At 72.8% G+C, this 23,394-nt stretch carries 22 protein-coding genes; 9 read left to right on the top strand and 13 right to left on the bottom strand.

The features are described 5' to 3' along the window. Positions 1 to 2: 2 nt before the first annotated feature. Positions 3 to 1,757 carry an NAD+ synthase gene (locus tag IE255_RS04670; protein WP_190048799.1) on the top strand — a complete coding sequence of 585 codons (1,755 nt, stop codon included), beginning with the start codon at positions 3 to 5 and terminating at the stop codon, positions 1,755 to 1,757. Positions 1,758 to 1,785: 28 nt separating this feature from the next. On the opposite strand, the gene IE255_RS04665 is transcribed toward IE255_RS04670, so the two are convergent. Next, entirely contained in the window at positions 1,786 to 2,409 is a 624-nt protein-coding gene (locus IE255_RS04665) for a VOC family protein (protein WP_190048798.1), read from the bottom strand. Positions 2,410 to 2,558: 149 nt separating this feature from the next. Between IE255_RS04665 and IE255_RS04660 the strand changes: the two genes are divergently transcribed. After that, entirely contained in the window at positions 2,559 to 3,140 is a 582-nt protein-coding gene (locus IE255_RS04660; protein ID WP_229906312.1) for an O-methyltransferase, read from the top strand. A gap of 298 nt (positions 3,141 to 3,438) precedes the next feature. On the opposite strand, the gene IE255_RS04655 is transcribed toward IE255_RS04660, so the two are convergent. From IE255_RS04655 to IE255_RS04640, 4 genes are all read right to left on the bottom strand, one after another. Further along, positions 3,439 to 4,656, bottom strand: a complete 1,218-nt coding sequence (locus tag IE255_RS04655; protein ID WP_190048796.1) for an MFS transporter — start codon at positions 4,654 to 4,656, stop codon at positions 3,439 to 3,441. Between the two features lie 165 nt (positions 4,657 to 4,821). Further along, positions 4,822 to 5,874, bottom strand: a complete 1,053-nt coding sequence (locus IE255_RS04650) for an endonuclease/exonuclease/phosphatase family protein (protein ID WP_190048795.1) — start codon at positions 5,872 to 5,874, stop codon at positions 4,822 to 4,824. A 209-nt stretch (positions 5,875 to 6,083) separates the two neighbouring features. Next, positions 6,084 to 6,701 carry a TetR/AcrR family transcriptional regulator gene (locus tag IE255_RS04645; RefSeq protein WP_190048794.1) on the bottom strand — a complete coding sequence of 206 codons (618 nt, stop codon included), beginning with the start codon at positions 6,699 to 6,701 and terminating at the stop codon, positions 6,084 to 6,086. A 48-nt stretch (positions 6,702 to 6,749) separates the two neighbouring features. Further along, complete coding sequence (locus IE255_RS04640; RefSeq protein WP_190048793.1) at positions 6,750 to 8,351, bottom strand: MFS transporter; 1,602 nt, start codon at positions 8,349 to 8,351, stop codon at positions 6,750 to 6,752. A 199-nt stretch (positions 8,352 to 8,550) separates the two neighbouring features. Between IE255_RS04640 and panB the strand changes: the two genes are divergently transcribed. The 3 genes from panB (at position 8,551) to IE255_RS04625 (ending at position 11,397) form a co-directional block, all read left to right on the top strand. Then, positions 8,551 to 9,426, top strand: a complete 876-nt coding sequence (panB, locus tag IE255_RS04635; RefSeq protein WP_190048792.1) for a 3-methyl-2-oxobutanoate hydroxymethyltransferase — start codon at positions 8,551 to 8,553, stop codon at positions 9,424 to 9,426. Positions 9,427 to 9,559: 133 nt separating this feature from the next. Then, positions 9,560 to 10,579, top strand: a complete 1,020-nt coding sequence (locus IE255_RS04630) for an ATP-binding cassette domain-containing protein (RefSeq protein WP_190048791.1) — start codon at positions 9,560 to 9,562, stop codon at positions 10,577 to 10,579. Then, entirely contained in the window at positions 10,576 to 11,397 is an 822-nt protein-coding gene (locus IE255_RS04625; RefSeq protein ID WP_190048790.1) for an ABC transporter permease, read from the top strand. The genes IE255_RS04630 and IE255_RS04625 overlap by 4 nt, the downstream gene beginning before the upstream one ends. Positions 11,398 to 11,416: 19 nt before the next feature. On the opposite strand, the gene IE255_RS04620 is transcribed toward IE255_RS04625, so the two are convergent. Next, positions 11,417 to 14,737, bottom strand: a complete 3,321-nt coding sequence (locus tag IE255_RS04620; RefSeq protein WP_190048789.1) for an AfsR/SARP family transcriptional regulator — start codon at positions 14,735 to 14,737, stop codon at positions 11,417 to 11,419. 767 nt (positions 14,738 to 15,504) lie between these two features. Next, the gene (locus IE255_RS04615) at positions 15,505 to 16,212 is read right to left on the bottom strand and encodes a DUF6578 domain-containing protein (protein WP_190048788.1); all 708 of its coding nucleotides are present in this window, start codon (positions 16,210 to 16,212) and stop codon (positions 15,505 to 15,507) included. 103 nt (positions 16,213 to 16,315) lie between these two features. Here IE255_RS04615 and IE255_RS04610 point away from each other — a divergent pair, with 103 nt between their 5' ends. Further along, positions 16,316 to 17,116, top strand: a complete 801-nt coding sequence (locus IE255_RS04610) for a site-2 protease family protein (RefSeq protein WP_190048787.1) — start codon at positions 16,316 to 16,318, stop codon at positions 17,114 to 17,116. Here IE255_RS04610 and IE255_RS04605 read toward each other — a convergent pair. From IE255_RS04605 to IE255_RS04595, 3 genes are all read right to left on the bottom strand, one after another. After that, positions 17,106 to 17,312: a hypothetical protein gene (locus tag IE255_RS04605; RefSeq protein WP_190048786.1), complete on the bottom strand. Its 207-nt coding sequence runs from the start codon at positions 17,310 to 17,312 to the stop codon at positions 17,106 to 17,108. The two genes, IE255_RS04610 and IE255_RS04605, sit on opposite strands and share 11 nt — an antisense overlap. Positions 17,313 to 17,386: 74 nt before the next feature. Beyond that, positions 17,387 to 18,106 (bottom strand): NADPH-dependent F420 reductase, encoded by a 720-nt coding sequence (gene npdG, locus IE255_RS04600; protein WP_190048785.1) that lies wholly within the window; start codon positions 18,104 to 18,106, stop codon positions 17,387 to 17,389. Positions 18,107 to 18,144: 38 nt separating this feature from the next. Then, positions 18,145 to 19,218: a sialidase family protein gene (locus IE255_RS04595; protein WP_190048784.1), complete on the bottom strand. Its 1,074-nt coding sequence runs from the start codon at positions 19,216 to 19,218 to the stop codon at positions 18,145 to 18,147. A gap of 118 nt (positions 19,219 to 19,336) precedes the next feature. Here IE255_RS04595 and IE255_RS04590 point away from each other — a divergent pair, with 118 nt between their 5' ends. Next, positions 19,337 to 19,942 (top strand): hypothetical protein, encoded by a 606-nt coding sequence (locus tag IE255_RS04590; protein ID WP_190048783.1) that lies wholly within the window; start codon positions 19,337 to 19,339, stop codon positions 19,940 to 19,942. A 464-nt stretch (positions 19,943 to 20,406) separates the two neighbouring features. Here the strand turns inward: IE255_RS04590 and IE255_RS04585 are convergent, their stop codons facing one another. Further along, entirely contained in the window at positions 20,407 to 20,637 is a 231-nt protein-coding gene (locus tag IE255_RS04585; protein ID WP_190048782.1) for a hypothetical protein, read from the bottom strand. A 58-nt stretch (positions 20,638 to 20,695) separates the two neighbouring features. Here IE255_RS04585 and map point away from each other — a divergent pair, with 58 nt between their 5' ends. After that, on the top strand, positions 20,696 to 21,553 hold the full coding sequence (gene map, locus IE255_RS04580; RefSeq protein WP_190048781.1) for a type I methionyl aminopeptidase: 858 nt from the start codon (positions 20,696 to 20,698) through the stop codon (positions 21,551 to 21,553). 154 nt (positions 21,554 to 21,707) lie between these two features. Then, entirely contained in the window at positions 21,708 to 22,355 is a 648-nt protein-coding gene (locus IE255_RS04575) for a biliverdin-producing heme oxygenase (RefSeq protein ID WP_190048780.1), read from the top strand. A 70-nt stretch (positions 22,356 to 22,425) separates the two neighbouring features. On the opposite strand, the gene IE255_RS04570 is transcribed toward IE255_RS04575, so the two are convergent. Then, a complete protein-coding gene (locus tag IE255_RS04570) occupies positions 22,426 to 22,668 on the bottom strand; it encodes a hypothetical protein (protein WP_190048779.1) in 243 nt (80 codons plus the stop codon). Positions 22,669 to 22,736: 68 nt separating this feature from the next. Then, positions 22,737 to 23,381, bottom strand: a complete 645-nt coding sequence (locus IE255_RS04565) for a PhzF family phenazine biosynthesis protein (protein WP_190048778.1) — start codon at positions 23,379 to 23,381, stop codon at positions 22,737 to 22,739. Positions 23,382 to 23,394: the final 13 nt, after the last annotated feature.

Below are 23,394 nucleotides of genomic sequence, written 5' to 3'. Positions count from 1 at the left end.
CCGTGCCTCAACTACGTCTCGCCCTGAACCAGATCGACTCGAGCGTCGGCGACCTCGCCGGGAACGCCGAGTCGATCGTCCGCTGGACCCGGCACTCCGCCGAGCAGGGAGCGCATCTCGTGGCGTTCCCGGAGATGGTGCTGACCGGGTATCCCGTCGAGGACCTGGCCCTCAGGTCGTCCTTCGTGGAGGCCTCCCGGGCGGCGCTCAGGAGTCTCGCCGCCCGCCTGGCCGACGAGGGCTTCGGTGAGCTGCCGGTGATCGTCGGCTATCTCGACCGCTGCGAGACCGCCCAGCCGAAGTACGGCCAGCCGGCCGGCGCGCCGCAGAACGCGGGGGCGGTGCTGTACGGCGGCGAGGTGGTCCTGAACTTCGCCAAGCACCACCTGCCGAACTACGGCGTCTTCGACGAGTTCCGCTACTTCGTACCCGGCGACAGCATGCCGGTCCTGCGCGTCCACGGCGTGGACGTCGCCCTCGCCATCTGCGAGGACCTCTGGCAGGACGGCGGCCGCGTCCCCGCCGCCCGTTCGGCGCAGGCGGGCCTGCTGGTCTCGATCAACGCCTCCCCCTACGAGCGCAACAAGGACGACACGCGCCTGGAGCTGGTCCGCAAGCGGGCCCAGGAGGCCGGCTGCACCACGGCGTACCTCGCGATGATCGGCGGCCAGGACGAGCTGGTCTTCGACGGCGACTCGATCGTGGTCGACAGGGACGGCGAGGTCGTGGCGCGGGCGCCGCAGTTCGCCGAGGGCTGCGTGGTCCTGGACCTGGACCTGCCGGCGGCGTCGGCGGACGCGCCGACGGGCCTGGTGGACGACGGCCTGCGCATCGACCGCGTGGTGTTGTCGGAGGAGCCGGTCGCTCCTTACGAGCCCGAGCTCGCGGGCGGCTACGCGGACCGCCTGGACGACGACGAGGAGGTCTACTCGGCGCTGGTCGTGGGCCTGCGGGCGTACGTCGCGAAGAACGGCTTCAAGTCCGTCCTGATCGGCCTGTCGGGCGGTATCGACTCCTCGCTGGTCGCGGCGATCGCGTGCGACGCGGTGGGCGCGCAGAACGTGTACGGCGTGTCGATGCCGTCGAAGTACTCCTCGGACCACTCCAAGGACGACGCGGCGGAACTGGCCCGGCGCACGGGCCTGAACTACCGCACGGTCGCGATCGAGCCGATGTTCGACGCGTACATGGGCTCGCTCGGCCTGACGGGCCTGGCGGAGGAGAACCTCCAGTCGCGGCTCAGGGGGACGCTGCTGATGGCGATCTCCAACCAGGAGGGCCACATCGTCCTGGCGCCCGGCAACAAGTCGGAGCTGGCGGTCGGCTACTCGACGCTCTACGGCGACTCGGTGGGCGCGTACGGCCCCATCAAGGACGTGTACAAGACGTCGATCTTCCGCCTGGCCGAGTGGCGCAACCGGGCCGCCCGGGAGCGCGGCCAGACCCCGCCGATCCCCGAGAACTCCATCACCAAGCCCCCGAGCGCGGAGCTCCGCCCGGGCCAGGTCGACACGGACTCGCTGCCCGACTACCCGGTGCTGGACGCGATCCTGGACCTCTACGTCGACCGCGACCGGGGCGCGGACGAGATCGTGGCGGCCGGCTACGACCGCGACCTGGTCATGAAGACCCTGCGCATGGTCGACACGGCCGAGTACAAGCGGCGGCAGTACCCGCCGGGCACGAAGATCTCGGTGAAGGGGTTCGGCAAGGACCGGCGGCTGCCCATCACGAACGCGTGGCGGGAGTCGCTCTGACGGCTCCCGCGGGCGCCCCCGGCGGCGGTCACGGCGACGCCGTCTCCGACGCGGCCGTCCAGGTGAACCCGTCCGGGTCGGTGAACGGCCCGGCGTCGCCGTCGATCGTGAGCCGGTGCGAGCCGGTGCCGTCGGGGGAGACGCCGACGAGCTTGGCCAGGCCGCGGCGCTTGTAGAGCGCCAGCTTGACGGCGCCCGAGGTGGTGAACTCGACGTACTTGCCGCCGAAGCTCTTCGCCACGGCCAGGCCGTGCTCGACGTAGAACTGCTTGCTGGCCTTCACGTCCTCGACGCCGAGCAGGAGCACGATCTCGTCGAACTCCCGGACGGCCGGGCCGGTGTTCTTCTTCGACGACGACACGAGCTGCCAGATCGTCCCGTCCGGGGCCTGGACGACGCCGCCGTAGCCCCAGAGCGACTTGCTGGGAGGCTTCAGCGTCACGGCGCCGGCGGCCACGGCAGCCTCGGCGAAGGCGTCGGCATCGGCCGGCTGGGACACCACGAGCGACAGGGTGAACCCGCGGAAGCCGGTCGTCGGCGCCTGAGAGGCCCGCAGGCGCACCTGTCTGCCCAGGCCGAAGGCGGTGGTGTAGAAGCGTTCGGCGGCGGTGGGGTCGGCCACCTCGAGGGTGACGGATGCGATGGAGGTCATGACTGCGACGCTAGCCGCGGTCCCGGGATCCGGCTTCTCGATTCCTTACCTCCACGGTGTGCGGCGGAGGGGCGTGCGGGAGAAGCCGGGGAACCGGTCGGTGCGGCGGCAGCGGGTCAGGTAGCGTCGGGCTCACCGTGAAGGGGGTCCTGATCATGGCAGAGCGTGCCGTCCCGTCCCGCGTCGAGGCCGCGGAGCGGCTCGCCGCCGAGGCGGGGTTCGCAAAGAGCTGCATCCGCGCGGTGGGCAGGCTGCTCGCGACGGCCGCCGCCTCGAAGCCCGGCGGGGTCGTCGCCGAGAGCGGCACCGGGGCGGGGGTCGGAACCGCCTGGCTGCACAGCGGTCTGGGGGCCGGTGCGCGTCTGGTCACCGTGGAGCGTGACGAGGGGCTGGCCCGGCGGGCGGCCGGTGTTTTCGCCGACGACAGCCGGGTCGGCGTGCTCACCGGGGACTGGCGGCTGCTGGAGCGGCACGCCCCGTTCGACGTCTTCTTCTGCGACGGCGGAGGCAAGCGGGACGACCCCGAGCGGGTCGTCGACCTGCTCACTCCCGGTGGGATCCTGCTCCTGGACGACTTCACCCCGTCGCCCGAGTGGCCGCCCCGGTTCGAGGGCGAGGTGGACGAGCTGCGCCTGTTCTACCTGACGCACCCGGACCTCGACGCCACCGAAGTCCTCACCACGCCCACCAGTTCGGCGGTGGTGGCGGCGCGGCGCCCGAGCCCCCGCTAGGGCCTGTCGTTTGGATCAGGCCGCAGACGCAGGGTCTGGCACGCGCATCTGCCGCGTTGTCGTCGGTCCCCGACGCTCCGCGTCGACTCCCTCCTCCGCCTTGCAGCTGCACGCTCCCCCAAGCTCTCGGCTGCGCTCGAGCAGGGAGGTACCCCCATGACCCCGCTCACCGGCGCCGAACAGCACCGTCGCTTCCCTGCGACCTGATCCAAACGACAGACCCTAGACCTCCCCGACAGACGAAGCGGCAGCCCGCAGGAGCATCCCCGCGGACTGCCGCCAGTCACGGCGCCGTTGGTCAGCGGTGCACCGCTTCCGCCTCCTGCGGGACATGGCTCGCCACGACCCGCTCGCGCCCGGCGACCGGGGCCCGGCGCCGGTCCACCACGGCGGCCAGCGACGCCACGCCCAGGCCGAGGACGGCCAGGGCCGCGCCGGCCAGGGCCGGGGAGGTGACGCCGAAGCCCGCGGCCAGGGCGAGGCCGCCGATCCAGGCGCCGCCGGCGTTGGCCAGGTTGAACGCGGCCTGGTTGGCCGAGGAGGCCAGGGACGGGGCCGAGGAGGCCTTCTCCATGACCATCAGCTGGAGCGGGGAACCGGTGGCGAAGGCCGCCATGCCGAGCAGGACCACGGCCACGGCGGCGGTGATCTCCGAGCGCATCAGCAGCGGGAAGAGCGCCAGGACCGCCACGAGGGAGGTCAGGCCGCCGAACAGCGTGCCGCGCAGGGAGTGGTCGGCCAGGCGGCCGCCCAGCAGGTTGCCGGCGGTGGCGCCGACGCCGAACAGGGCCAGCAGCAGGGTGACGCTGGCACCGGCATAGCCGGCGGCGTCCGTGAGCATCGGCGTGATGTAGCTGTAGGCCGCGAAGAGGGCGCCGAAGCCCGCGACCGTCGTGCCGAGCGAGAGCCAGACCGGGACGGAGCGCAGGGCGGCGAGTTCGCCGCGCAGGCCCTTGGCGGTGGCGTGCTCGTGGTCGTGCGGGATCAGGAACGCGAGCGCGGCGATCGCCACCAGGCCGATGGCGCTGACGCCGAGGAAGGTCGCCCGCCAGCCGAGGTGCTGGCCCATGAGGGTCGCGACCGGCACGCCCGCGACGTTCGCGACCGTCAGGCCGAGGAACATCAGGGAGACCGAGCGCGCCTTGCGTTCGGGGGCGACCATGTTCGTCGCGACGACGGCGCCCACGCCGAAGAAGGCGCCGTGCGGCAGACCGCTCAGGAAGCGGGCGGCCAGCAGCCAGCCGTTGTCGGGCGCGAGGGCCGACAGGGCGTTGCCCACGACGAACAGTCCCATCAGGCTGATCAGGACCGTGCGCCGGGACATCTTGGCCGTGACCGCGGCCAGCAGCGGGGCGCCGATGACGACGCCCAGCGCGTACGCCGACACCAGATGGCCGGCGGCGGGTATCGAGATGTGCAGGTCGTCCGCGACGTCGGGCAGCAGGCCCATCATCACGAACTCGGTGGTACCGATGCCGAAGGCGCCCACGGCGAGGGCGAGCAGAGCCAGGGGCATGAGGGAGCCTTTCGAGACTTGCGTGTGGTCCCGCCGGCCGCGGCCGGCGAGGGAAGATCCGTACGTCGTATGTTCAAGTACGGAACAAAGTCTCGCAGGCGCACTATTCCGCGAGGTGAACCCGCAGTGGCCGGATCCTGGCCGAACTGCCCTGACCTGCGGCTTTCAGAATCCGCTTGTGGCGACCTTCACACGGGCCGCGACGGGCAGATGGTCGCTGCCGGTCTGCGGGAGGGTCCAGGAGCTCTCCGGCTCCAGGCCCCTGACCATGATCTGGTCGATGCGCGCCATCGGGAACGACGCCGGCCAGCTGAACCCGAAGCCGTTGCCGACCGCGCCCTGCGTGGAGCGCATCTGGGAGGTGACGGCGTTGAGCGCGCGGTCGTTCATGGTGCCGTTCAGGTCGCCGAGCAGCACGACGTTCCTGAGCGGCTCGTGGGCGATGGCCTCGCCCAGGTAGTCGGCGCTCCGGTCGCGCTGCCGGGCCGTGAACCCGGCCTCCATCTTCACGCGCACCGACGGCAGATGGGCGACGTAGACCGCGACCTGGCCGGCCGGGGCGGTCACGGTGGCGCGCATCGCGCGGGTCCAGCCCAGGTCGATGTCGACGGCCCGCACGTCGGTCAGCGGGTACTTGCTCCACACCCCGACCGTGCCCTGCACCGAGTGGTAGCGGTACGTCGACGCCAGCGCCTTCTCGTACGTCGGCACGGCGCTCTCCGTCAGCTCCTCCAGAGCGAGCACGTCCGCGCCGGAGGCGGCCACGTCACGGGCGGTGCCGGCCGGGTCGGGGTTGTCGGCGTTGACGTTGTGCGTGGCCACGGTGAGGTCGCCGCCGGCGGCGGTCTTGTCGGTGAGCTGGCCGCCGAAGAGGTTCAGCCAGACCAGCGCCGGCAGCACCACCGCGATCAGCGCGGTCGCCGACTTGCGGACCACGGCGAGCAGGAGCAGCACCGGGACGAGGAGCCCCAGCCAGGGCAGGAACGTCTCGATGAGACTGCCCAGGTTGCCGACCGTGTTCGGGATGCGCGAGTGCAGCAGCATGATGACGGCCAGCAGCACCGCGCACGCGGCCACGAACAGCCCTCGCCGCCAGATCCGCGGGTCGCCCCGCCAGGGGCCCACCAGCCGGTCGAACAGGCGCCGAAGCCGGGTTCCCCGGTGCTCGGGCCCCGAGCCGCCGTTGTCCGTCTCCGTCATGTACGCCTGCTGCGCCATACCGTCGCCTCACTGCCTGCCGTGCACACCATCGCCCCCGTGTCTACGACCCTAGGGGATGATCCGTTCCGTTCCCGCCGTCCCTCGACGGCCGTACGGGGGCGATGACGTTCGAGTCCCCGCGATGAGTTCCGATCACGGCCGGGGAAAGCGCGCTCTGTGACGAAACGCGCACACTAGGGCCGGTGAGATACCGAACTGAAGGGCGATCAGCCGCCGGGGCGCAGTCCTTCCAGCAGCGTGTCGACGACCTGCTCGGCGAGGTCGTCGGGCAGGTCGGCGTCGGGGTGCAGCACCGCCCGGACGAGCAGCGGGCCGACGAACATGTCGTTCAGGAGTTCGATGTCGACGTCCGTGCGCAGTTCGCCGTTCTCCTGGCCGCGGCGCAGGACCTCCAGACCGCGCCGGCGGCGCGGGGCGATGACGGTGTTGTGGTAGGCCGCCCAGATCTTCGGGCTGCTCTTCATCTGGGCGTGCACGTTGTGCAGGATCGCCGACGAGCGGCTGGCCAGGCCGCGCCGGCGCACCTGTTCCAGCAGGACCACGAGGTCGTCGCGCAGGGAGGTGCCGGGGAGCGGGGGGTCGGGGGGTTCGGCGGCGCGCAGGACGTCGATGAAGAGCTCCTCCTTGCCGCTCCAGCGGCGGTAGATGGTGGCCTTGCCGACGCCGGCGGTGCGGGCGACGCGCTCGATGGACAGCTCCGCGAGCGGCACGCCCTCCTCCAGGAGCTTCATCACGCCCTCGATGATGGCGTGCTCGGCGGCCTCGCTTCTGGGGCGGCCCCTCGGGGGGCCGTCGGGCCGGGGGTGCCGTTCGGCGAGGCTCACGGGTTTGCGTCCCTTCGTGACCGGGTGAGACTGCTTCTCGCGCAGGGTTCACGACCGCGCGTCCGACAGCTCCTTCTCCTCCTCCCCGTGCCGGGGCGCCGGCTGCTTCCCGGGCAGGAACAGCGCCACGACGACGGTGCCGACCAGGGCGACGCCCGCGCCCCACAGGGCGGTGACGTGCATCGCGTGCAGGAACGCGTCGTAGGCCGGGGTGACCAGGGCCCTGCCCTGCGGGCCCAGCTGCGCCGCGACACCGAGGGTGGCCTCGATGGACTCCCCCGCGGTGTGCCGGACGGCCGGCGGCAGCGCGCCGAGCTTGTCCTCGATGCCCGTGCGGTACGCGGTGGACAGCACCGAGCCGAGGACGGCGATGCCGAGGGCGCCGCCGACCTGCCGGAAGGTGTTGCTGAGCGCGGAGGCCGAGCCGGCCTTCTCGCGGGGCAGGGCCTGCATGATGACGACGCTGACCGGGGTCATGATGTGCGCCATGCCGGCGCCCATGAGGAAGAAGATCACTTCCAGGATCCAGATGGGCGTGTCGGCGTCCAGCGTGGCGAAGGCGGCCAGCATCGCGGCGATGACCAGCATTCCGGCGGTCGTGGTCGCCTTGTTGCCGAAGCGGTCGACCAGCAGCCGGGCGCGCGGCGCGAAGATCATCTGGGCGGCGGCCAGCGGCAGCATCAGCAGTCCGGTCTGGAGCGGCGAGTAGCCGCGCACGCTCTGCGTGTAGAAGACGGAGAAGAAGGTCACGCCCATCAGCGCGAAGAAGACCAGCGCGATGGCGGCGACGGCGGCCGAGAAGACCTTGTTCCTGAAGTACGTGACGTCGATGGAGGGGTGGTCGCTGCGCTTCTCGAACACGGCGAAGGCGACGAGGACGGCGAGTCCGGCGCCGATCGTCGACAGCACGGTGGCGTCGGTGAAGTCGGCGAGCTGGCCGCCCTTGATGATGCCGTAGACGAGCAGCACCAGGCCGACGACCGACAGCAGGACGCCGACGGGGTCGATGCGCCCGGGGGCCGGGTCGCGGGAGTCGGGCACCAGCCAGAGCATCAGCGCGAGGGCGAGCAGCACGATCGGCACGTTGATGAGGAAGACCGAGCCCCACCAGAAGTGGTCCAGCAGCACCCCGCCGGTGATCGGGCCGATGGCGATGGCGAGGCCGACGCCGCCGGCCCAGATGCCGATGGCCTTGGGCTGCTCCTCGCGCTCGAAGACGTTCATCAGGACGGCGAGGGTGGCCGGCATGACGAACGCGGCGCCCAGGCCCATCACGGCACGGAAGGCGATCAGCTCGCCCGGGGAGCCGGAGAACGCGGCGAACGCGGAGCCGATGCCGAACACGACGAGACCGCCGAGCAGCACCTTCTTGCGGCCCAGCCGGTCGCCGAGCAGCCCGGCGGTGAACAGCAGGCCGGCGAAGACCAGGGTGTAGGCGTTGATCGCCCACTCCAGCTGGCTCTGCGTGGCTCCCAGGCCGGTCGGGGCGGGCGTGGAGATCGTCTTGATGGCGACGTTCAGGATCGAGTTGTCGAGAACGACGATCAGCAGGCTGAGCATCAGCACGCCGAGGATCGCCCAGCGGCGCCGGTGCACCGCTTCCGGTGTGCGGCGGCCGGTGGGGGCGGCGCCGTCGGCAGGAGAAGTCATGCCGCCGAGCATAGGCGGATTCCGATACGAGACCGTCTCGTATCGAAACCCTCTTACTGAGCCCTTACCCGGGGACTGCTTCAAGCCACCCACCGGAACTCACCGGGGCTGCCCTAGCCCTGCATGGCACGAGGTGCCACCATGGACGTGGTCCGGGGACGCCGTCAGGGCGCCTCGAGATGACGTGAGGAGCCGTGCAATGACGCAGCTTCAGGCTGCCCAGACTGCTCAGCGGAAGCCCTCCGACGGGGGCAAGACGCTGTACGGGGGCAAGGGCACCCGCCGCATCACCGTGCGCGACATCGCCGCCGCCAAGGAGCGCGGCGAGAAGTGGCCCATGCTCACCGCGTACGACGCGATGACCGCGTCCGTCTTCGACGAGGCCGGGATCCCGGTCATGCTCGTCGGCGACTCGGCGGGCAACTGCCACCTGGGGTACGAGACGACCGTGCCCGTCACCCTCGACGAGATGACCATGCTGTCGGCGGCCGTCGTACGGGGCACCTCGCGCGCCCTGATCGTCGGCGACCTGCCCTTCGGCTCCTACCAGGAGGGTCCGGTGCAGGCGCTGCGCTCGGCGACCCGGCTGGTGAAGGAGGCGGGCGTGCAGGCCGTGAAGCTGGAGGGGGGCGAGCGGTCGCACGAGCAGATCCGGCTGCTCGTCGAGTCCGGCATCCCGGTCATGGCGCACATCGGCCTGACCCCGCAGTCCGTCAACGCGATGGGCTACCGCGTGCAGGGCCGGGGCGAGGAGGCGGCCCAGCAGTTGCTGCGGGACGCCAAGGCCGTGCAGGACGCGGGCGCGTTCGCGGTGGTGCTGGAGCTGGTTCCGGCGGAGCTGGCGGCCGAGGTGACGCGGGTGCTGCACATCCCGACCGTCGGGATCGGTGCCGGGCCCGAGACGGACGCGCAGGTGCTGGTGTGGACCGACATGCTCGGGCTGACCGGTGGGCGCGTGCCGAAGTTCGTGAAGCAGTACGCGAACCTGCGTGAGGTCATGGGGAACGCCGTGAAGGCGTTCGCCGAGGACGTCGTCGGCGGAACGTTCCCGCAGGAGGAGCACTCCGTGCACTAGGCCATCTCCCGCACCACAGTGACGGCCCGCCGATCTTCCCCCGTCGGCGGGCCGTCCCCTTGCCGGGACCGCCGACACCGGCTGTCGGTGATCTGTCGGTGGATTGTCGGTGGGGCCTGAGAGCGTCTGTCCCATGACGCGAATCGACACACGAACCGGCGGCGCCGCTGTCACCGTGCGGGGGCTGGTGAAGCACTACGGGGAGACCAAGGCACTGGACGGGGTCGACCTGGAGGTGCGCGAGGGCACCGTGATGGGCGTGCTCGGGCCGAACGGGGCCGGGAAGACCACCCTGGTGCGGATCCTGTCCACCCTGCTGGCGCCCGACTCGGGGCAGGCGACGGTGGCCGGGTACGACGTCGTACGGCAGCCCCGGCAGCTGCGGCGGGTGATAGGGCTCACCGGGCAGTACGCCTCGGTCGACGAGAAGCTGCCCGGCTGGGAGAACCTGTACATGATCGGGCGCCTGCTCGACCTGCCCCGCAAGGAGGCACGCGCGCGTGCCGACGAGCTGCTGGAGCGGTTCTCGCTGACGGAGGCCGCGAAGCGGCCCGCGAGCACCTACTCCGGCGGTATGCGCCGGCGGCTCGACCTGGCCGCCTCGATGATCGGGCGGCCCGCCGTCCTCTTCCTCGACGAGCCGACCACCGGCCTCGACCCCCGCACCCGCAACGAGGTGTGGGACGAGGTCAAGCGCATGGTCGGCGACGGCGTGACCGTGCTGCTGACCACGCAGTACATGGAGGAGGCCGAGCAGCTCGCCTCCGAGCTGACCGTCGTGGACAAGGGCCGGGTCGTCGCGGGCGGCGGCATCGAGGAGCTCAAGGCCAGGGTCGGCGGACGGACGCTGCGGATCCGGCCGGCCGACGCCGCGCAGCTGCGGCCGCTCGCCGGGCATCTCGACGACCTGGGCATCACCGGGCTCGCGAGCACCACCGTGGACGGCGACACCGGCACGCTCCTGGTACCGATCCTGAGCGACGAGCAGCTGACCGCCGTGGTGGGCGCCGTCACGTCCCGCGGCATCACGCTCGCCGCCGTCACCACCGAACTGCCCAGCCTGGACGAGGTGTTCCTGTCCCTCACCGGCCACCGCGCCAGTGCGCCGCAGGACACCGTGCCCACCGAGGACCGCGAGGAAGTCTCCGTATGAGTGCCGCCACCCTTTCCACACCCGCCGCCGGCGACGACGCCCGCATCACCCTGCGCGGGCATCTGCGGCACACCGGTGCCCTCGTGCGCCGCAACCTGCTGTGGATCCGGCAGGACCCGGAGTCGATGGCCGACGCGCTGCTGATGCCGGTCATCTTCACCCTGCTGTTCGTGTTCGTGTTCGGCGGCTCGATCGGGCAGGCGCTGGGCGGCGGGCAGGACCAGTACGTGCAGTACGTGATCCCCGGCATGATCGCCATGATGAGCATGACCCTGTCCCAGGGCGTCGGCACGGGCTTCAGCCAGGACTTCAACTCCGGTGTCATGGACCGCTTCCGGTCCCTGCCGATCGGGCGCGGTTCGGTGCTCTTCGCGAAGATCTCGGTGGAGCTGCTGCGGATGCTGTTCGCGACGGCCGTGCTGATGATCGTCGCCGTCGCCGTCGGGTTCGAGATCACCGACTGGCCGGGACTGTTCGCCACCGTGGCACTGTCCACGGCGTTCGCCTCGTCGATCATGTGGGTGTTCCTCACCCTGGGCGTGATCCTGAAGAACGCGCAGTCCGTGCAGGCGATGGGCTTCCTGGTGCTGTTCCCGCTCCAGTTCGGCTCGTCGATCTTCGCGCCGACGACGTCGATGCCGGGCTGGCTCCAGGCCTTCACCGACTACAACCCGCTGTCCACGCTCGCGGACGCCGCGCGCGGTCTGATGGTGGGCGGGCCGGTCGCGCACGACCTGTGGGTGACGCTCGGCTGGTCGGTGGCGATCACGGCGGTGATGGCGCCCGTCGCGATCCACAAGTTCCGCACGAAGAGCTGATCCGGCGGCACGGTCCGGGTCAGAGCAGGGCGGCGGCCTCGTCGAGGGAGAGGCCGCCGCCTTCCGCGTACGCGGTCTCGTACGCCGTGTCGCCGAGCACCGCCCGGGCCCGCCGCTCCGCCCGCTCGCGCGCCTCGCGCTCCAGCCGGGCGGCGACGTGGCCGGGCGGCAGCAGGGCGTCGACGGCGCCGAGGCAGCGGGCCGCGTCCGCGGCGCGCTGCCCGCCGTCCAGGGCGGCCAGGGCCCCGGCGCCGACGATCAGGTACCCCGAGCGCATCTGGGGCGCGATGGCCTCGGACAGCGGGTCGGCGGCCCGCTCCAGCGCCTTGCGGATCCGCTCCAGGCACTCCTCGTGCCGTTCCTCGGCGCCGTCCAGCCAGGCCTCCACGCCGAGGATGTGCGCGTCGAAGACGATGAAGTGGGCGATACGGAAGTCCTGGCGCAGCCGCCGGATCTGCTCGCGCGCCTCGCCGGTGCGGCCCGTCATGCCGAGCCAGCCGGCCAGGAACAGGCGGGCGGCGGGCATGGCCCCGCTGTGCGATTCCTCGCGGCGGGCGATCACCTCGCGCAGCAGCCGTTCGCCGCGCTCGCCCTCGCCCGCCTCCAGCAGGGCGCTGCCCAGCCGGGCGGCGAGGACGGCCGACTGGGCCCGGGCGCCGACCTGTTCGGCGTGCGCGATGGCCTCCTCGTAGCCGGCGGCGGCCAGGGCGTGGTCGCCCTTGCGTTCGTGGGCCTCGGCACGGGCGGAGAGGGCCTCGGCGGTGCCCCAGGAGTCGCCGAGGCGCCGGTAGATCTCCAGCGACTCGTCGGCGTCCTGGGCGGCGTCGCCGGCCCAGTCGGCGCGGTTGGCGAGGAAGTTGGCCCGCATATGGAGGCCCGAGGCCAGCTCCCATGCGAAGCCGGGAGTCTGCCGGCAGGTGCGTATGGAGGCGTCCATGATGACGCGCAGCCGGTCCATGTCGCCGGTGAGCATCACGGCGAAGAACCAGAGCAGGCCGGGGAGGCGGCAGTTCTGCGGCAGGCCCGGCTCGTAGGTCCGGGAGATCGTGCGCAGCTTCTGCTGGGACCGGGGGTTCTGCCAGGCCTCCAGTTCCGTGTCCATGCATGCCAGATGCGCCAGATGGATGCCGCGCCGGGCCTCCCACAGGACCTCGCCGGTCATCGGCGGCGGGGCGTCGATGCAGCGCTGCCACACCGGGGCGGCGGGGCGGACGGGCTCGGTGAAGGGGTCGGGGCCGAGGGCCATGACCTCGCGGCACCAGTTGCGGGCCTCGATGCGCAGGTCTCGCATCTGCCAGTACCAGACCAGGGACAGCGCCAGGCACAGCGCCTCCTGCTCGTCGCGCAGGGCGACGGCGTGCCGCAGGGCGGTGCGGATGTTCTCGTACTCCCGCTCCAGCCGGTGGATGGCGGCGAGCTGGCCGGGGCCGCGCAGCAGCGGGTCGGTGGTGCGGGCGAGTTCGCGGTAGTACGTCAGGTGGGCGCGCTCGGCCTCGGCCCGCTGCCCGGCCTCGTCCAGCCGTTCGGCGGCGTACTCGGCGACGGTCTCCAGCAGCCGGTAGCGCATCTCGCCGCCGGCTGCCTCGCCGGGCGGCGCGGCCACGACCAGGGAGCGGTCGACGAGCGAGCCGAGTGCCTCCAGCGCGACCGGCCCGCACACCGCCTCGGCGGCGGGCAGGTCGCAGCCGCCGGCGAACACCGACAGCCGCCGCAGGACGTCCCGTTCGTCCTCGTCGAGCAAATCCCAGGACCAGTCGACGACGGCGCGGAGGGTCTGCTGGCGGGGCAGGACCGTGCGGCTGCCGGAGGTGAGGAGGCGGAAGCGGTCGTCGAGCCGGTCGGCGATCTGGCGGGGCGTGAGCATCCGCAGCCGGGCGGCGGCGAGTTCGATGGCCAGGGGCAGGCCGTCGAGGCGGCGGCAGATCTCGGCGCACGCCTCGGGATCGTCGTCGATCCGGAAGCCGGGCCGGGCCGCCGCGCCCCGGTCGGCGAGCAGCCGCAGCGCGACCGGCTCGGGCAGCGGCTCCACCGGGCGCAGCAACTCCCCCGGCACGCCGAGGGGTTCACGGCTGGTGGCGAGGACGGTCAGGCCGGGGCAGCGCGCCAGCAGTTCCTCGGCGAGCCGGGCGGCGGCGTCGGCGACGTGCTCGCAGTTGTCGAGGATCAGCAGCATGCCGGGGCGGGAGCAGTGCTCGGCCAGGCGCTCGACGGGGTCGTCGAGCCGGTCGGCGACGGCGGCCCGGATGCCCTCCGCGCCGGCGCCGTACAGCACGGTCTCGCGGGCGCCGACGGCGGTGAGCACGGCCTCCGGTACGGCGGCGGGGTCGTCGACCGGGGCGAGTTCGGCCAGCCACACCCCGCCGGGCATGGCGTGCCGCACGGTCTCGGCGGCCTCCTGCGACAGGCGGGTCTTCCCGGCGCCGCCGGGGCCGAGCAGGGTGACCAGGCGGGCCGCGGCGAGATCCGCCCGGATGGTCTCGATGTCGGCCTCCCGGCCGATGAAGGAGGTGAGGCGGGCGCGCAGGTTGCCGGGGGCGGGAGCGGGAGCGGGAGCGGCCGGAGCCTTCACGGGTGGCTCCGCGCCGGCCACGGGTCGGGGACCGCCATCGCCCGGCCCCGTCAGCAACTCCGCGTGCAGCGCGCGCAGTTCGGGGCCCGGGTCGGTGCCCAGCCGGTCGGCGAGGAGGCGTCGTACGTCCTCGAAGGCGGCGAGTGCCTCGGCCGTGCGGCCCGCGTCGCGCAGGGCCCGCAGGCGCAGCGCCTGGAGGGGTTCGTCCAGGGGGTGGCTGTCGCACAGGGCGGTCAGCTCGGGCAGGGACTGCTCGGCCTGGCCGAGGGCGAGGGCGGCGCTGTGGCGGGCCCGCAGCGCGTCCACGCGGCGGGTGTCCCAGCGGGCCGCCTCGGCGGCACGGTCGGGCAGGTCGGCGAGGGCCGGGCCGCGCCACAGGGCGAGGGCGTCGCCGAGAACCACGGCCGCCTTGGCGGGGTCGCCGTCGGCCAGGGCCCGCAGCCCCTCGCCGGCCAGCCGCTCGAACCGGTGCAGGTCGATGTCGTCGGGCTCGGCGGTGAGCCGGTACCCGCCCTCGGCGGAGGCGACCGCGTCCGCCCCCAGCGCCCGCCGCAACCGCCCGACCAGCGCCTGGAGCGCTCCCGGCGCGTCGGCGGGCGGATCGCCGTCCCACACCTCGTCGACGAGCAGCCCCACGGGCACGGCGCGCCCCGCCCGCAGGGCGAGCACGGTCAACAGCGCGCGCAGCCGCGCCCCACCGACCGGAACGACCGTGCCGTCGGTGCGGATCGCCTGCGTGGTGCCGAGGATGCGGTAGCGCACGGGGTTCATTCTCTCCGGTGGCAGGAGGGCGGTCACGACGGTTGGACGGCGCGGCGGGCGGTGACGGGGCCGCGCGGACGCGGCGGCGTTGACGGGCCCGTACGGATGCGGCGGCGTAGACGGGCCCGTACGGATGCGGCGGCGTTGAGGGGCCCGTACGGACGCGGCGGCGTTGAAGGGCCCGTGCGGACGCGGCGGGTGGTGACGGGCCGGCGCGGACGCGGCGGGTTAACGGGCTCGTAGGGACGCGGCGGCGTAGACGGACCCGCGGGGACGCGGCGCACATCAACGGGCCCGCGCGGACGCGCCGGGCGGCGACGAGCCATACGAACGCGGCGGGCAACGACGAGCCCGCACGGACCCGGCGGCGTTGGACCGCCTCCGGCCCGATGCCGGGCTGGTCGACGAGCGCGACCAGGGCGGCCCGGGCGCCCGTGCCGGCGAGCAACCCGGGCCACCGCCAGACCCGCACGGACGCGGCGCACATCAACGGACCCACGCGGACGCACCGGGCAACGACAAGCCCGCACGGACCCGGCGGCGTTGACAGACCCGCACGGACGCGGCGCACATCAACGGACCCACGCGGACGCACCGGGCAACGACAAGCCCGCACGGACCCGGCGGGCAACGACAAGCCCGTACGGACGCGGCGGCGTTGACAGACCCACGCGGACGCGGCGGGCATCGACGGACCCGCGCGGAGGGCGCTGCGGCGCGGAGAGGTGCCGTCGGCCGGGCATGTTCCCCGGCCCTCGCGACCGCCGTCACGGTGTTCAGCCATGTCGGCGTGCCGGTCGGCCCGGGCCCTTCGGCGGGGTCGCCACCGTGCTCAGCCTCTCCAGCAGGGCCGCCAGTTCCGCCGCCGGCAGGCCCTCCGTCTCCGCGCCGGGCCGCGCGCCCTGGTGGGGGATGCCCCGGGCCTCGCGGAGGGCGTGCGAGAGCCGGGAGTCCGTGTCCGGCACCTCCAGGGTCACGACCACCCCGGACTCCTTCCACTGCCGCCCCTGTTCCGCCTCACCCTCGGCGAACCACTTGGGACACCGGTCCACCAGCCGCAACCGCCGCTCCCCCGCCACCGGCATCCAGGTGCGCGAGCCGGGCCCGCTCTCGGCGTAGGCCTGGCTCAGCACCTGCACGGCCCGCACCCGTCCCCGGGCCTCGGGCCACCGCGCGCCGTGCCGCTCGACGGACAGCAGCCCGACCGACCGGCTCCGGTCCCCCGGCTTCGGCCGCCGGTCCTCCTCGTCGTCGGGGTCCACGCCCAGGGCGACCGGCAGGCCGGTCCCCTCGCGCACGACCCGGACGCCGTCCACGTCCTCCACCGGCCCGCAGACCTCGCTGAGCTGGTCGTGCCAGCCGCCGCCGAACACCCGGTCCGCGTCCTCCAGCAGCAGGGGCCAGCTCACCTCGTCCCCCACCGAGAACGGCGTGCCGCAGCACTCCATCTGCCAGTCCACGTAGATCACATGCCAGAGCCCCATGCACCCACCCTCCCCGGAACCGGCCGCCCCACGCGAGACGTTTTCCCCTGCGACCGGTACGGTCGGGCCGTCCCATCGCGTGTTCGAGAGTGCAGGGAGTCCCATGACCACCGCCACCAGCCGCCACAGCGAGCGGCGGATCAGTCCCGTCTTCGTCGGGATCCTGGCCGTGACGGCGGTCACGGGATGGGCGACCTGGACCGGGTTCGCCGAGCAGCCCGGGGTCGCCGTGTTCCTCTTCGTGACGGCGGCGTGGATCGTCTCGCTGTGCCTGCACGAGTACGCGCACGCGCGCACCGCCCTGCACAGCGGCGACATCTCGGTCGGCGCGAAGGGCTACCTGACCCTGAACCCGCTGAAGTACACGCACGCGCTGCTCAGCATCGTGCTGCCGGTGATCTTCGTGATCATGGGCGGGATCGGGCTGCCCGGCGGTGCCGTGTTCATCGAGCACGGGCGGATCCGGGGGCGCTGGAAGCACAGCCTGATCTCGGCCGCGGGCCCGCTGACGAACGTGCTGTTCGCGGTGGTGTGCACGGCCCCGTTCTGGCTGGACGCGCTGGACGGCGTGCCGACCGACTTCCGCTTCGCGCTGGCCTTCCTCGCCCTGCTCCAGGTGACGGCGGCGCTGCTGAACTTCCTGCCCGTTCCCGGCCTGGACGGCTACGGCGTGATCGAGCCGTGGCTGCCGTACAGCATCCGGCGCCAGGTGGAGCCGTTCGCGCCGTTCGGCCTGCTGTTCGTGTTCGCGCTGCTGTGGCTGCCGGCGGTGAACGGCGTGTTCTTCGACGTGATCGACTCGATCCTGAAGTCGCTCGGGATCACCGACCTGGAGACGTACTGCGGTCAGGAGCTGTACCGCTTCTGGCAGGGCAGCAACGAGTTCTGCTCGGTCAGCCCGTGACGGACTTCTGCTGCTTGGCACGCTTGACGTAGTACCAGCACATGTTGGACGACAGGCCCGCCAGCAGCACCCACACGATCCCCAGGAAGCTGCCCCGCGTGAAGGAGACCACGGCCGCGGCCACGGAGAGGACGCAGACGATCAGGGCGTAGAGGGCAAGTCGCCGGGCCGGGTCGGGTGGGAGCAAGAGGGGCATCTCGGTCGACTCCTGTCGGGGGACACTGCGGGCACTGCTGGTGCCGTCCAGTGTCCCCCATGGACCTCACCGGCTCACACGTCGGTGACGCGGAGCCCCGCGTGCGCCTTGTACCGGCGGTTCACGGAGATCAGGTTCGCCACCAGCGACTCCACCTGGTGGGCGTTGCGCAGCCGCCCGGCGAAGATGCCGCGCATGCCGGGGATGCGCCCGGCGAGGGCCTGCACGATCTCCACGTCGGCGCGGACCTCGCCCAGCACCATCACGTCGGTGTCGATCTCGTCGATCTCCGGGTCCTGGAGCAGCACGGCCGACAGGTGGTGGAAGGCGGCCGTGACCCGGGAGTCGGGCAGCAGCGCGGCGGCCTGCTCGGCGGCGCTGCCCTCTTCGGGCTTGAGCGCGTAGGCGCCCTTCTTGTCGAAGCCGAGCGGGTTGACGCAGTCGACGACGAGCTTGCCGGCCAGCTCCTCGCGCAGGGACTCCAGGGTCTTGCCGTGGCCGTCCCACGGCACGGCGACGATCACGATGTCGCTGCGGCGCGCGGTCTCGGCGTTGTCGGCGCCCTCGACGCCGTGGCCGAGTTCCTCCGCGGCGGCCCGGGCGCGGTCGGCCGCCCGCGAGCCGATGATCACCTTCTGGCCGGCCTTGGCGAGCCGGTAGGCGAGGCCCTTGCCCTGCGGCCCGGTCCCGCCGAGCACCCCGACGACGAGTCCGGAGACGTCGGGCAGGTCCCAGGGGTCCTTGGCGGGGGCCTTCTGGGCAGGGTCGGTGGCAGCACTGTCGGTAGAGGTCATGGCCCCGACTCTACGACCGCGCCGCCGCCCCCCATGGCTCAGGTCAGCTCTGCCACCGGCACCCGCCGGAAGGTGATCGTCTCGTAGGCGCTGAAGTCGCCGGTCTCGTACAGCAGCCCCACGGTGCCGGCGTCGACGCGGACCAGGTCCGAGTACGCGGCGGGCAGGCCGTCCACCGTGTACGCCGGGCGCCAGGTGGTGCCGCCGTCGGTGGAGACACGGATCGTCATCAGGGCGCGGAAGCCGGGGTCGGCGGGGCCGGAGTACAGGAGCAGGTCGGGGTCGCGGAGCTGGAGGACGGCGGCCTGGCACACAGGGGCGGTCAGACCGGCCTGCGGGCGGAAGGGCTTCACCAGGGTTTGTCCGCCGTCGGCCGAGTGGGCGTCGGCGCGGGTGCCGGGTGACGGGGAGTCGTTGCGGGTGTTGAAGTAGACGCGGCCGTCGGGGAGTTCGGCGGCGGTGGTCTCGTTGGCGTTGATGTAGCCGTCGGTGTTGTCGTCGACGTAGCCGATGCGCCAGGTCGCGCCGCCGTCGTCGCTGAGCAGGCAGTGGCCGCCGTTGTACCTGCCCTCCGTGCCGTTGTCGGTGCCGGTGGGCGGCAGGGAGTGGTTGGCGGGGACGACGACCCGGCCGGTGCTCAGCTGGATCGCGTGGCCGGGGGTGGTGGCGTACCAGCGCCACTGGGGCTTCTTGGTCTCCTGGGTGATCTCCTTCGGCGCGGACCAGGTGAGGCCCTCGTCGTCGCTGTGCTGCACCCAGACGCGGCGTCCGTCCGCCGCGGCCACCTTGCCGCGCCGGATGGCGTCCTCGGTGGCGAGGGCCGCGTTGCGCACGTGCACGAGCAGGACGCGGCCGGTGTCGAGGACGACGGGCGCCGGGTTGCCGGCGAGGGCGTCGCCGTTGCGCGCGGCGACCTGGAGCGGGCCCCAGGTGCGGCCGCCGTCCGTGGAGCGCTTCAGCACGATGTCGATGTTCCCGAAGTCGTCCCGGGAGCCGACCCGGCCCTCGCAGAAGGCGAGCAGGGTGCCGGTGGCGGTGGCGACGACGGCGGGGATACGGAAGCTGGCGTATCCCTCCCGGCCGGCGCGGAAGGGGACGCTGGTCTCGGTCATCGGCGGGCTCCTCCGGTCGTTCGACGACGGAATGGGTGACCGGTCCGCCTACCCAGGCCGGGCGAATGCGGAGTGAACTCCACGTCACGAGTGACCGGTTCGGGCAGGATGCGGTCCCATGGATGCCGTACGGGTCGCGCTGCTGCGGGAAGTGCTCGCCGGGACGGAGTGGCTGGGGGCCACCCGGCGGTTCGCCGGGGCTCTGCGGGGGTCGGTGGTGTCGCACGGGGGCGGGCTGCTGCTCGTCGGCACGCCGCAGTACGAGCCGTGGCATCTGGCGGCGCACCTGGTGGACGAGGCCGCGTGGTCGGGCACGCCGGAGCTGGCCCCGACGCTGGTACGGCATGACGCGCGCCCCTCGGATCCGGCGCACCTGGCGGTGGGCCTCGGCCGGCTGGAGGCGGCCCGGCGCGGCGAGACACTCCTGGTGGTGAGCCCCGATCCCCCTTGCGCGCCCCTCCTCGAAAGGGTGTCCGGCGCCCGTCGGGCCGGGGCGACGGTCCTGGCGCTGGGCCCCGGCCAGGGCGAGCTGCCCGCGATGGCCCACGAGGCCCTGGCCGTCCCCGACGGCTCGGAGCTGGACCTGGACACCGTCCAGCACCTGGTCAGCGCGGCGGCCGGCGAGAACGCCCTCCCGGCCCCGCCGCGGGGCCGACGCCGCTTCCGGGACCGGGTGTCGAGACTGGCGGAACACCTGACGGCACCGCCGCCGGCACGGTGGTAGCCCGCGGCGGGACCCCTCACGGCGACCGCGCCCGGGGCCGGGCGGGAGCCCGCGAGACAACCATGCCCGGGCCCGGGCCGCCGACCGTGATCGACCACCCCGTCGTCGACCCCGGCCACACCCGGGACCAGACGGGAACCCGCGCGACAACCGCGCCCGGAGCCGGGCCGCCGGCCATGATCAACCACCCCGCCCCCGACACCGGCCACACCCGGGACCAGACAGGAAACCGCACGACAACCGAGGGCCCGGCAGGAACCCGCGCGGGAGCCCTCGCGGCGACCGCGCCCAGGGCCCGGCGGGAACCCGCCCGGCGACCGCACCCGGGGCCCGGCCGCCAGCCATGGTCGACGACCCAGTCACCGGCACCGCCGCCGACGCCCGCACCGCCGTCGACGCCCGCACCGCTGAGCGCGGACGCGACGAACGCCCGGGGCGGCGTCGGCCCCGGGCGTCGCGGTACGTCAGTGCTCCTCGCGGCCGCCCGCCGGGGCGTCGTGCCACCTGGGGTCGTTCTCCCACTGGAGGTTGCGTTCGCGGGCGGTCTCCATCGCGTGCTCGGCCTCCGGGCGGCTCGCGTACGGGCCGAAGCGGTCCTTGCCCGGGCACTCCGGCCCCTCTTCGACCTTCTTGTGCTCCAGGCAGTAGTACCACTCGCCCGGCTTGCCGACCGTCCGCTTCTTGAACAGGGCCATGACCAGCTCCTCTCGCCACCGACATGTTCCCCCACGGCGGCTGGTTAGACTCGCTGGCATGTCTGGCCAGTCGCTGCTCGTCCCGGGGGAGCTGTCCCCCACCCGTTCCGTGCCCGGAAACATCCGCCGCCCCGAGTACGTCGGCAAGCCCGCGCCGACGCCGTACACCGGGCCGGAGGTGCAGACGCCCGAGACGATCGAGGCGATGCGCGTCGCCGGCCGGATCGCCGCCCGGGCGATGGCGGAGGCCGCGAAGCTGATCGCGCCCGGGGTGACCACGGACGAGCTGGACAAGGTCGCGCACGAGTACATGTGCGACCACGGCGCCTACCCCTCGACGCTCGGCTACCGCGGCTTCCCGAAGTCGCTGTGCTCCAGCATCAACGAGGTCATCTGCCACGGCATCCCGGACTCCACGGTGCTGCGCGACGGCGACATCGTCAACCTCGACGTGACGGCGTACATCGGCGGGGTGCACGGCGACAACAACGCCACCTACCTGGTGGGTGACGTCGACGAGGAGTCGCGCCTGCTGGTGGAGCGGACCCGGGAGTCCCTCAACCGGGCGATCAAGGCGGTCAAGCCGGGCCGGCAGATCAACATCATCGGCCGGGTCATCGAGTCGTACGCCAAGCGCTTCGGCTACGGCGTGGTCCGGGACTTCACCGGCCACGGCATCAACAGCTCGTTCCACTCGGGCCTGATCATCCCCCACTACGACAGCCCGCACGCGACGACCGTCATCCAGCCCGGCATGACGTTCACGATCGAGCCGATGCTGACGCTCGGGACGCACGAGTACGACATGTGGGACGACGGCTGGACGGTCGTGACGAAGGACCGGAAGCGGACGGCCCAGTTCGAGCACACGCTGGTGGTGACGGACACGGGCGCGGAGATCCTCACGCTGCCGTAGCCCCGCCGCAGACCGCCGGACGGCCCGCTCTCCTCGGAGGGCGGGCCGTTCCCGTATCCGCACAGGTTTTTTCCGACAAGGCGTCGGGAAGTTTACCGACAACCGGTCGGCAAGGCATTGACCTAGGTAAGGCTAACCATAGAAAGTGGGCCTCATGGAATCCTTCTCGACCCTCATCCGGACCGCTTCCCGCGAGCAGCACGAGGAGGTCAGGGGCTCGACCTTCATGAGCGACCTGCTGGGGCACAAACTGGGGGTCGACGCGTTCGCGCGCTACACGGAGCAGCTGTGGTTCGTGTACGGGGCGCTGGAGTCCGGCGCCGAGCGGCTGGCCGGGGACCCGGTGGCCGGGCCCTTCGTCCGCCCGGAGCTGTTCCGGATTGCCTCGCTGGAACAAGACCTGGAGTACCTGCGCGGCCCGGGCTGGCGGTCGGGGATCAGCGCGCTGCCCGCGACGCTGGAGTACGCGGAGCGGGTCACCGAGTGCGCCCGCACCTGGCCGGCCGGCTACGTCGCCCACCACTACACGCGCTACCTCGGCGACCTCTCCGGCGGGCAGATCATCCGCGACACGGCCGAGAAGACGTGGGGTTTCCCGAAGAAGGGCGACGGGGTCCGCTTCTACGTCTTCGAGGAGATCCCCAACCCGGCCGCCTTCAAACGGAGTTACTGGGAGCTGCTGGACACGGTGCCCGGTGACGAGCTGGAGCGGCAGCGGATCGTGGCCGAGTGCAAGCGGGCGTACGCGCTGAACAACGCGGTGTTCCAGGCGCTGGGCGAGGAGTTCCCGCTGTCGGCGTGAGCGGGCCGGGCCCCCTCGCACGGGGCGAGAGGGCCCGGTGCCGGCTCCGGAGAGCGTCGGACCGTCCTGCTCAGATGTCGAACGGACCGTTGTGGCAGACCGCGCCGCCCCACTCCCTCTCGGCGGTCTCGGCCTCGAGCTCACCGAAGTACGGGCTGCACGCCACGTGGCGGCCGTCGCGGTGGTCCCGGCCGTCGTCGTCGCCGGCGGCGGCGGTGGCCGCACCGGTGGCGGTGACGGCGACGGTCAGGGCGGCTACGGCCAGAGCGGATCGAATGCGCACGAGAATCCTCTCGCGGTGGTACTTGGTCACGCCCACAGGTCCCCGTTCGCCGCCGCGCACACACGCTGTTCCACCCGTACGGGCGCGCGCCGCCCGGGTCAGCGTTCGAGGTGGACCCGGCCGCCGACCTCGGTCCAGCCGCCCGGCTGGGGCGCGGTGAGGATCTGCGAGCCCGCGCCCTGGGTGATGTTGAGGGCCCGGCCCAGCCGGTCGGTGAGCAGCAGGGCGGCGGCCCCGGTCGCCTCGTCCTCGTCGATGCCGTCGTCCCGGCCGGGGAAGGCCCGGGCCCGGATCCGGCCGGCGGGCTCGTCCTCCCACGCCCAGGCGTAGACCCACTCCCCCGGCGGCGGCACGGCCAGGTCGTCGACCTCGGCGGCGGTGGCGTACTGGCGCAGCGTGCGCGGCGGCACCCACTCGGCGCGCGCCTCGATCCAGCAGAACTCCCCGTCCTGCCGGGCGCCGACCACTCCGGCGGGTGTGACCAGCTCGGGCACGTCGAGCAGCCACGCCGTCCCGACACAGGGGTGCCCGGCGAAGGGCAGCCGCAGGGTGGGCGTGTAGATGTCGATCACACCGCGCTCGGGGTCGTCGACGAACACGGTCTCGCTGAACCCGAGTTTCGCGGCCCACGCCTGCCGGTCACTCCGCTCGGGCAGGTGCGAGCCCTCGCGCACGACACCGAGCTCGTTGCCGTACCCGCCGTTCGGCCCGCAGAAGACGCGGAGCACGTCGTAGTCAGTCACGGGGGCATTCAAG

This window comes from Streptomyces lomondensis, from assembly GCF_014651035.1.
GTDB lineage: Bacteria > Actinomycetota > Actinomycetes > Streptomycetales > Streptomycetaceae > Streptomyces > Streptomyces lomondensis.
Note: the sequence above shows the minus strand (reverse complement) of the source record. Positions and strands in the feature narration are given on the sequence as shown.

Coding starts and splice junctions, on each gene's coding strand:
- IE255_RS04575 (WP_190048780.1), top strand. CDS start 21,708: ATGGAATCCTTCTCGACCCTCATCCGGACCGCTTCCCGCGAGCAGCAC.
- IE255_RS04590 (WP_190048783.1), top strand. CDS start 19,337: ATGGATGCCGTACGGGTCGCGCTGCTGCGGGAAGTGCTCGCCGGGACG.
- IE255_RS04655 (WP_190048796.1), bottom strand. CDS start 4,656: ATGCCCCTGGCTCTGCTCGCCCTCGCCGTGGGCGCCTTCGGCATCGGT.
- IE255_RS04615 (WP_190048788.1), bottom strand. CDS start 16,212: ATGGGGCTCTGGCATGTGATCTACGTGGACTGGCAGATGGAGTGCTGC.
- IE255_RS04665 (WP_190048798.1), bottom strand. CDS start 2,409: ATGACCTCCATCGCATCCGTCACCCTCGAGGTGGCCGACCCCACCGCC.
- IE255_RS04605 (WP_190048786.1), bottom strand. CDS start 17,312: ATGCCCCTCTTGCTCCCACCCGACCCGGCCCGGCGACTTGCCCTCTAC.
- IE255_RS04625 (WP_190048790.1), top strand. CDS start 10,576: ATGAGTGCCGCCACCCTTTCCACACCCGCCGCCGGCGACGACGCCCGC.
- IE255_RS04585 (WP_190048782.1), bottom strand. CDS start 20,637: ATGGCCCTGTTCAAGAAGCGGACGGTCGGCAAGCCGGGCGAGTGGTAC.
- IE255_RS04640 (WP_190048793.1), bottom strand. CDS start 8,351: ATGACTTCTCCTGCCGACGGCGCCGCCCCCACCGGCCGCCGCACACCG.
- npdG (WP_190048785.1), bottom strand. CDS start 18,106: ATGACCTCTACCGACAGTGCTGCCACCGACCCTGCCCAGAAGGCCCCC.
- IE255_RS04630 (WP_190048791.1), top strand. CDS start 9,560: ATGACGCGAATCGACACACGAACCGGCGGCGCCGCTGTCACCGTGCGG.
- IE255_RS04595 (WP_190048784.1), bottom strand. CDS start 19,218: ATGACCGAGACCAGCGTCCCCTTCCGCGCCGGCCGGGAGGGATACGCC.
- IE255_RS04620 (WP_190048789.1), bottom strand. CDS start 14,737: ATGAACCCCGTGCGCTACCGCATCCTCGGCACCACGCAGGCGATCCGC.
- IE255_RS04650 (WP_190048795.1), bottom strand. CDS start 5,874: ATGGCGCAGCAGGCGTACATGACGGAGACGGACAACGGCGGCTCGGGG.
- IE255_RS04610 (WP_190048787.1), top strand. CDS start 16,316: ATGACCACCGCCACCAGCCGCCACAGCGAGCGGCGGATCAGTCCCGTC.
- panB (WP_190048792.1), top strand. CDS start 8,551: ATGACGCAGCTTCAGGCTGCCCAGACTGCTCAGCGGAAGCCCTCCGAC.
- map (WP_190048781.1), top strand. CDS start 20,696: ATGTCTGGCCAGTCGCTGCTCGTCCCGGGGGAGCTGTCCCCCACCCGT.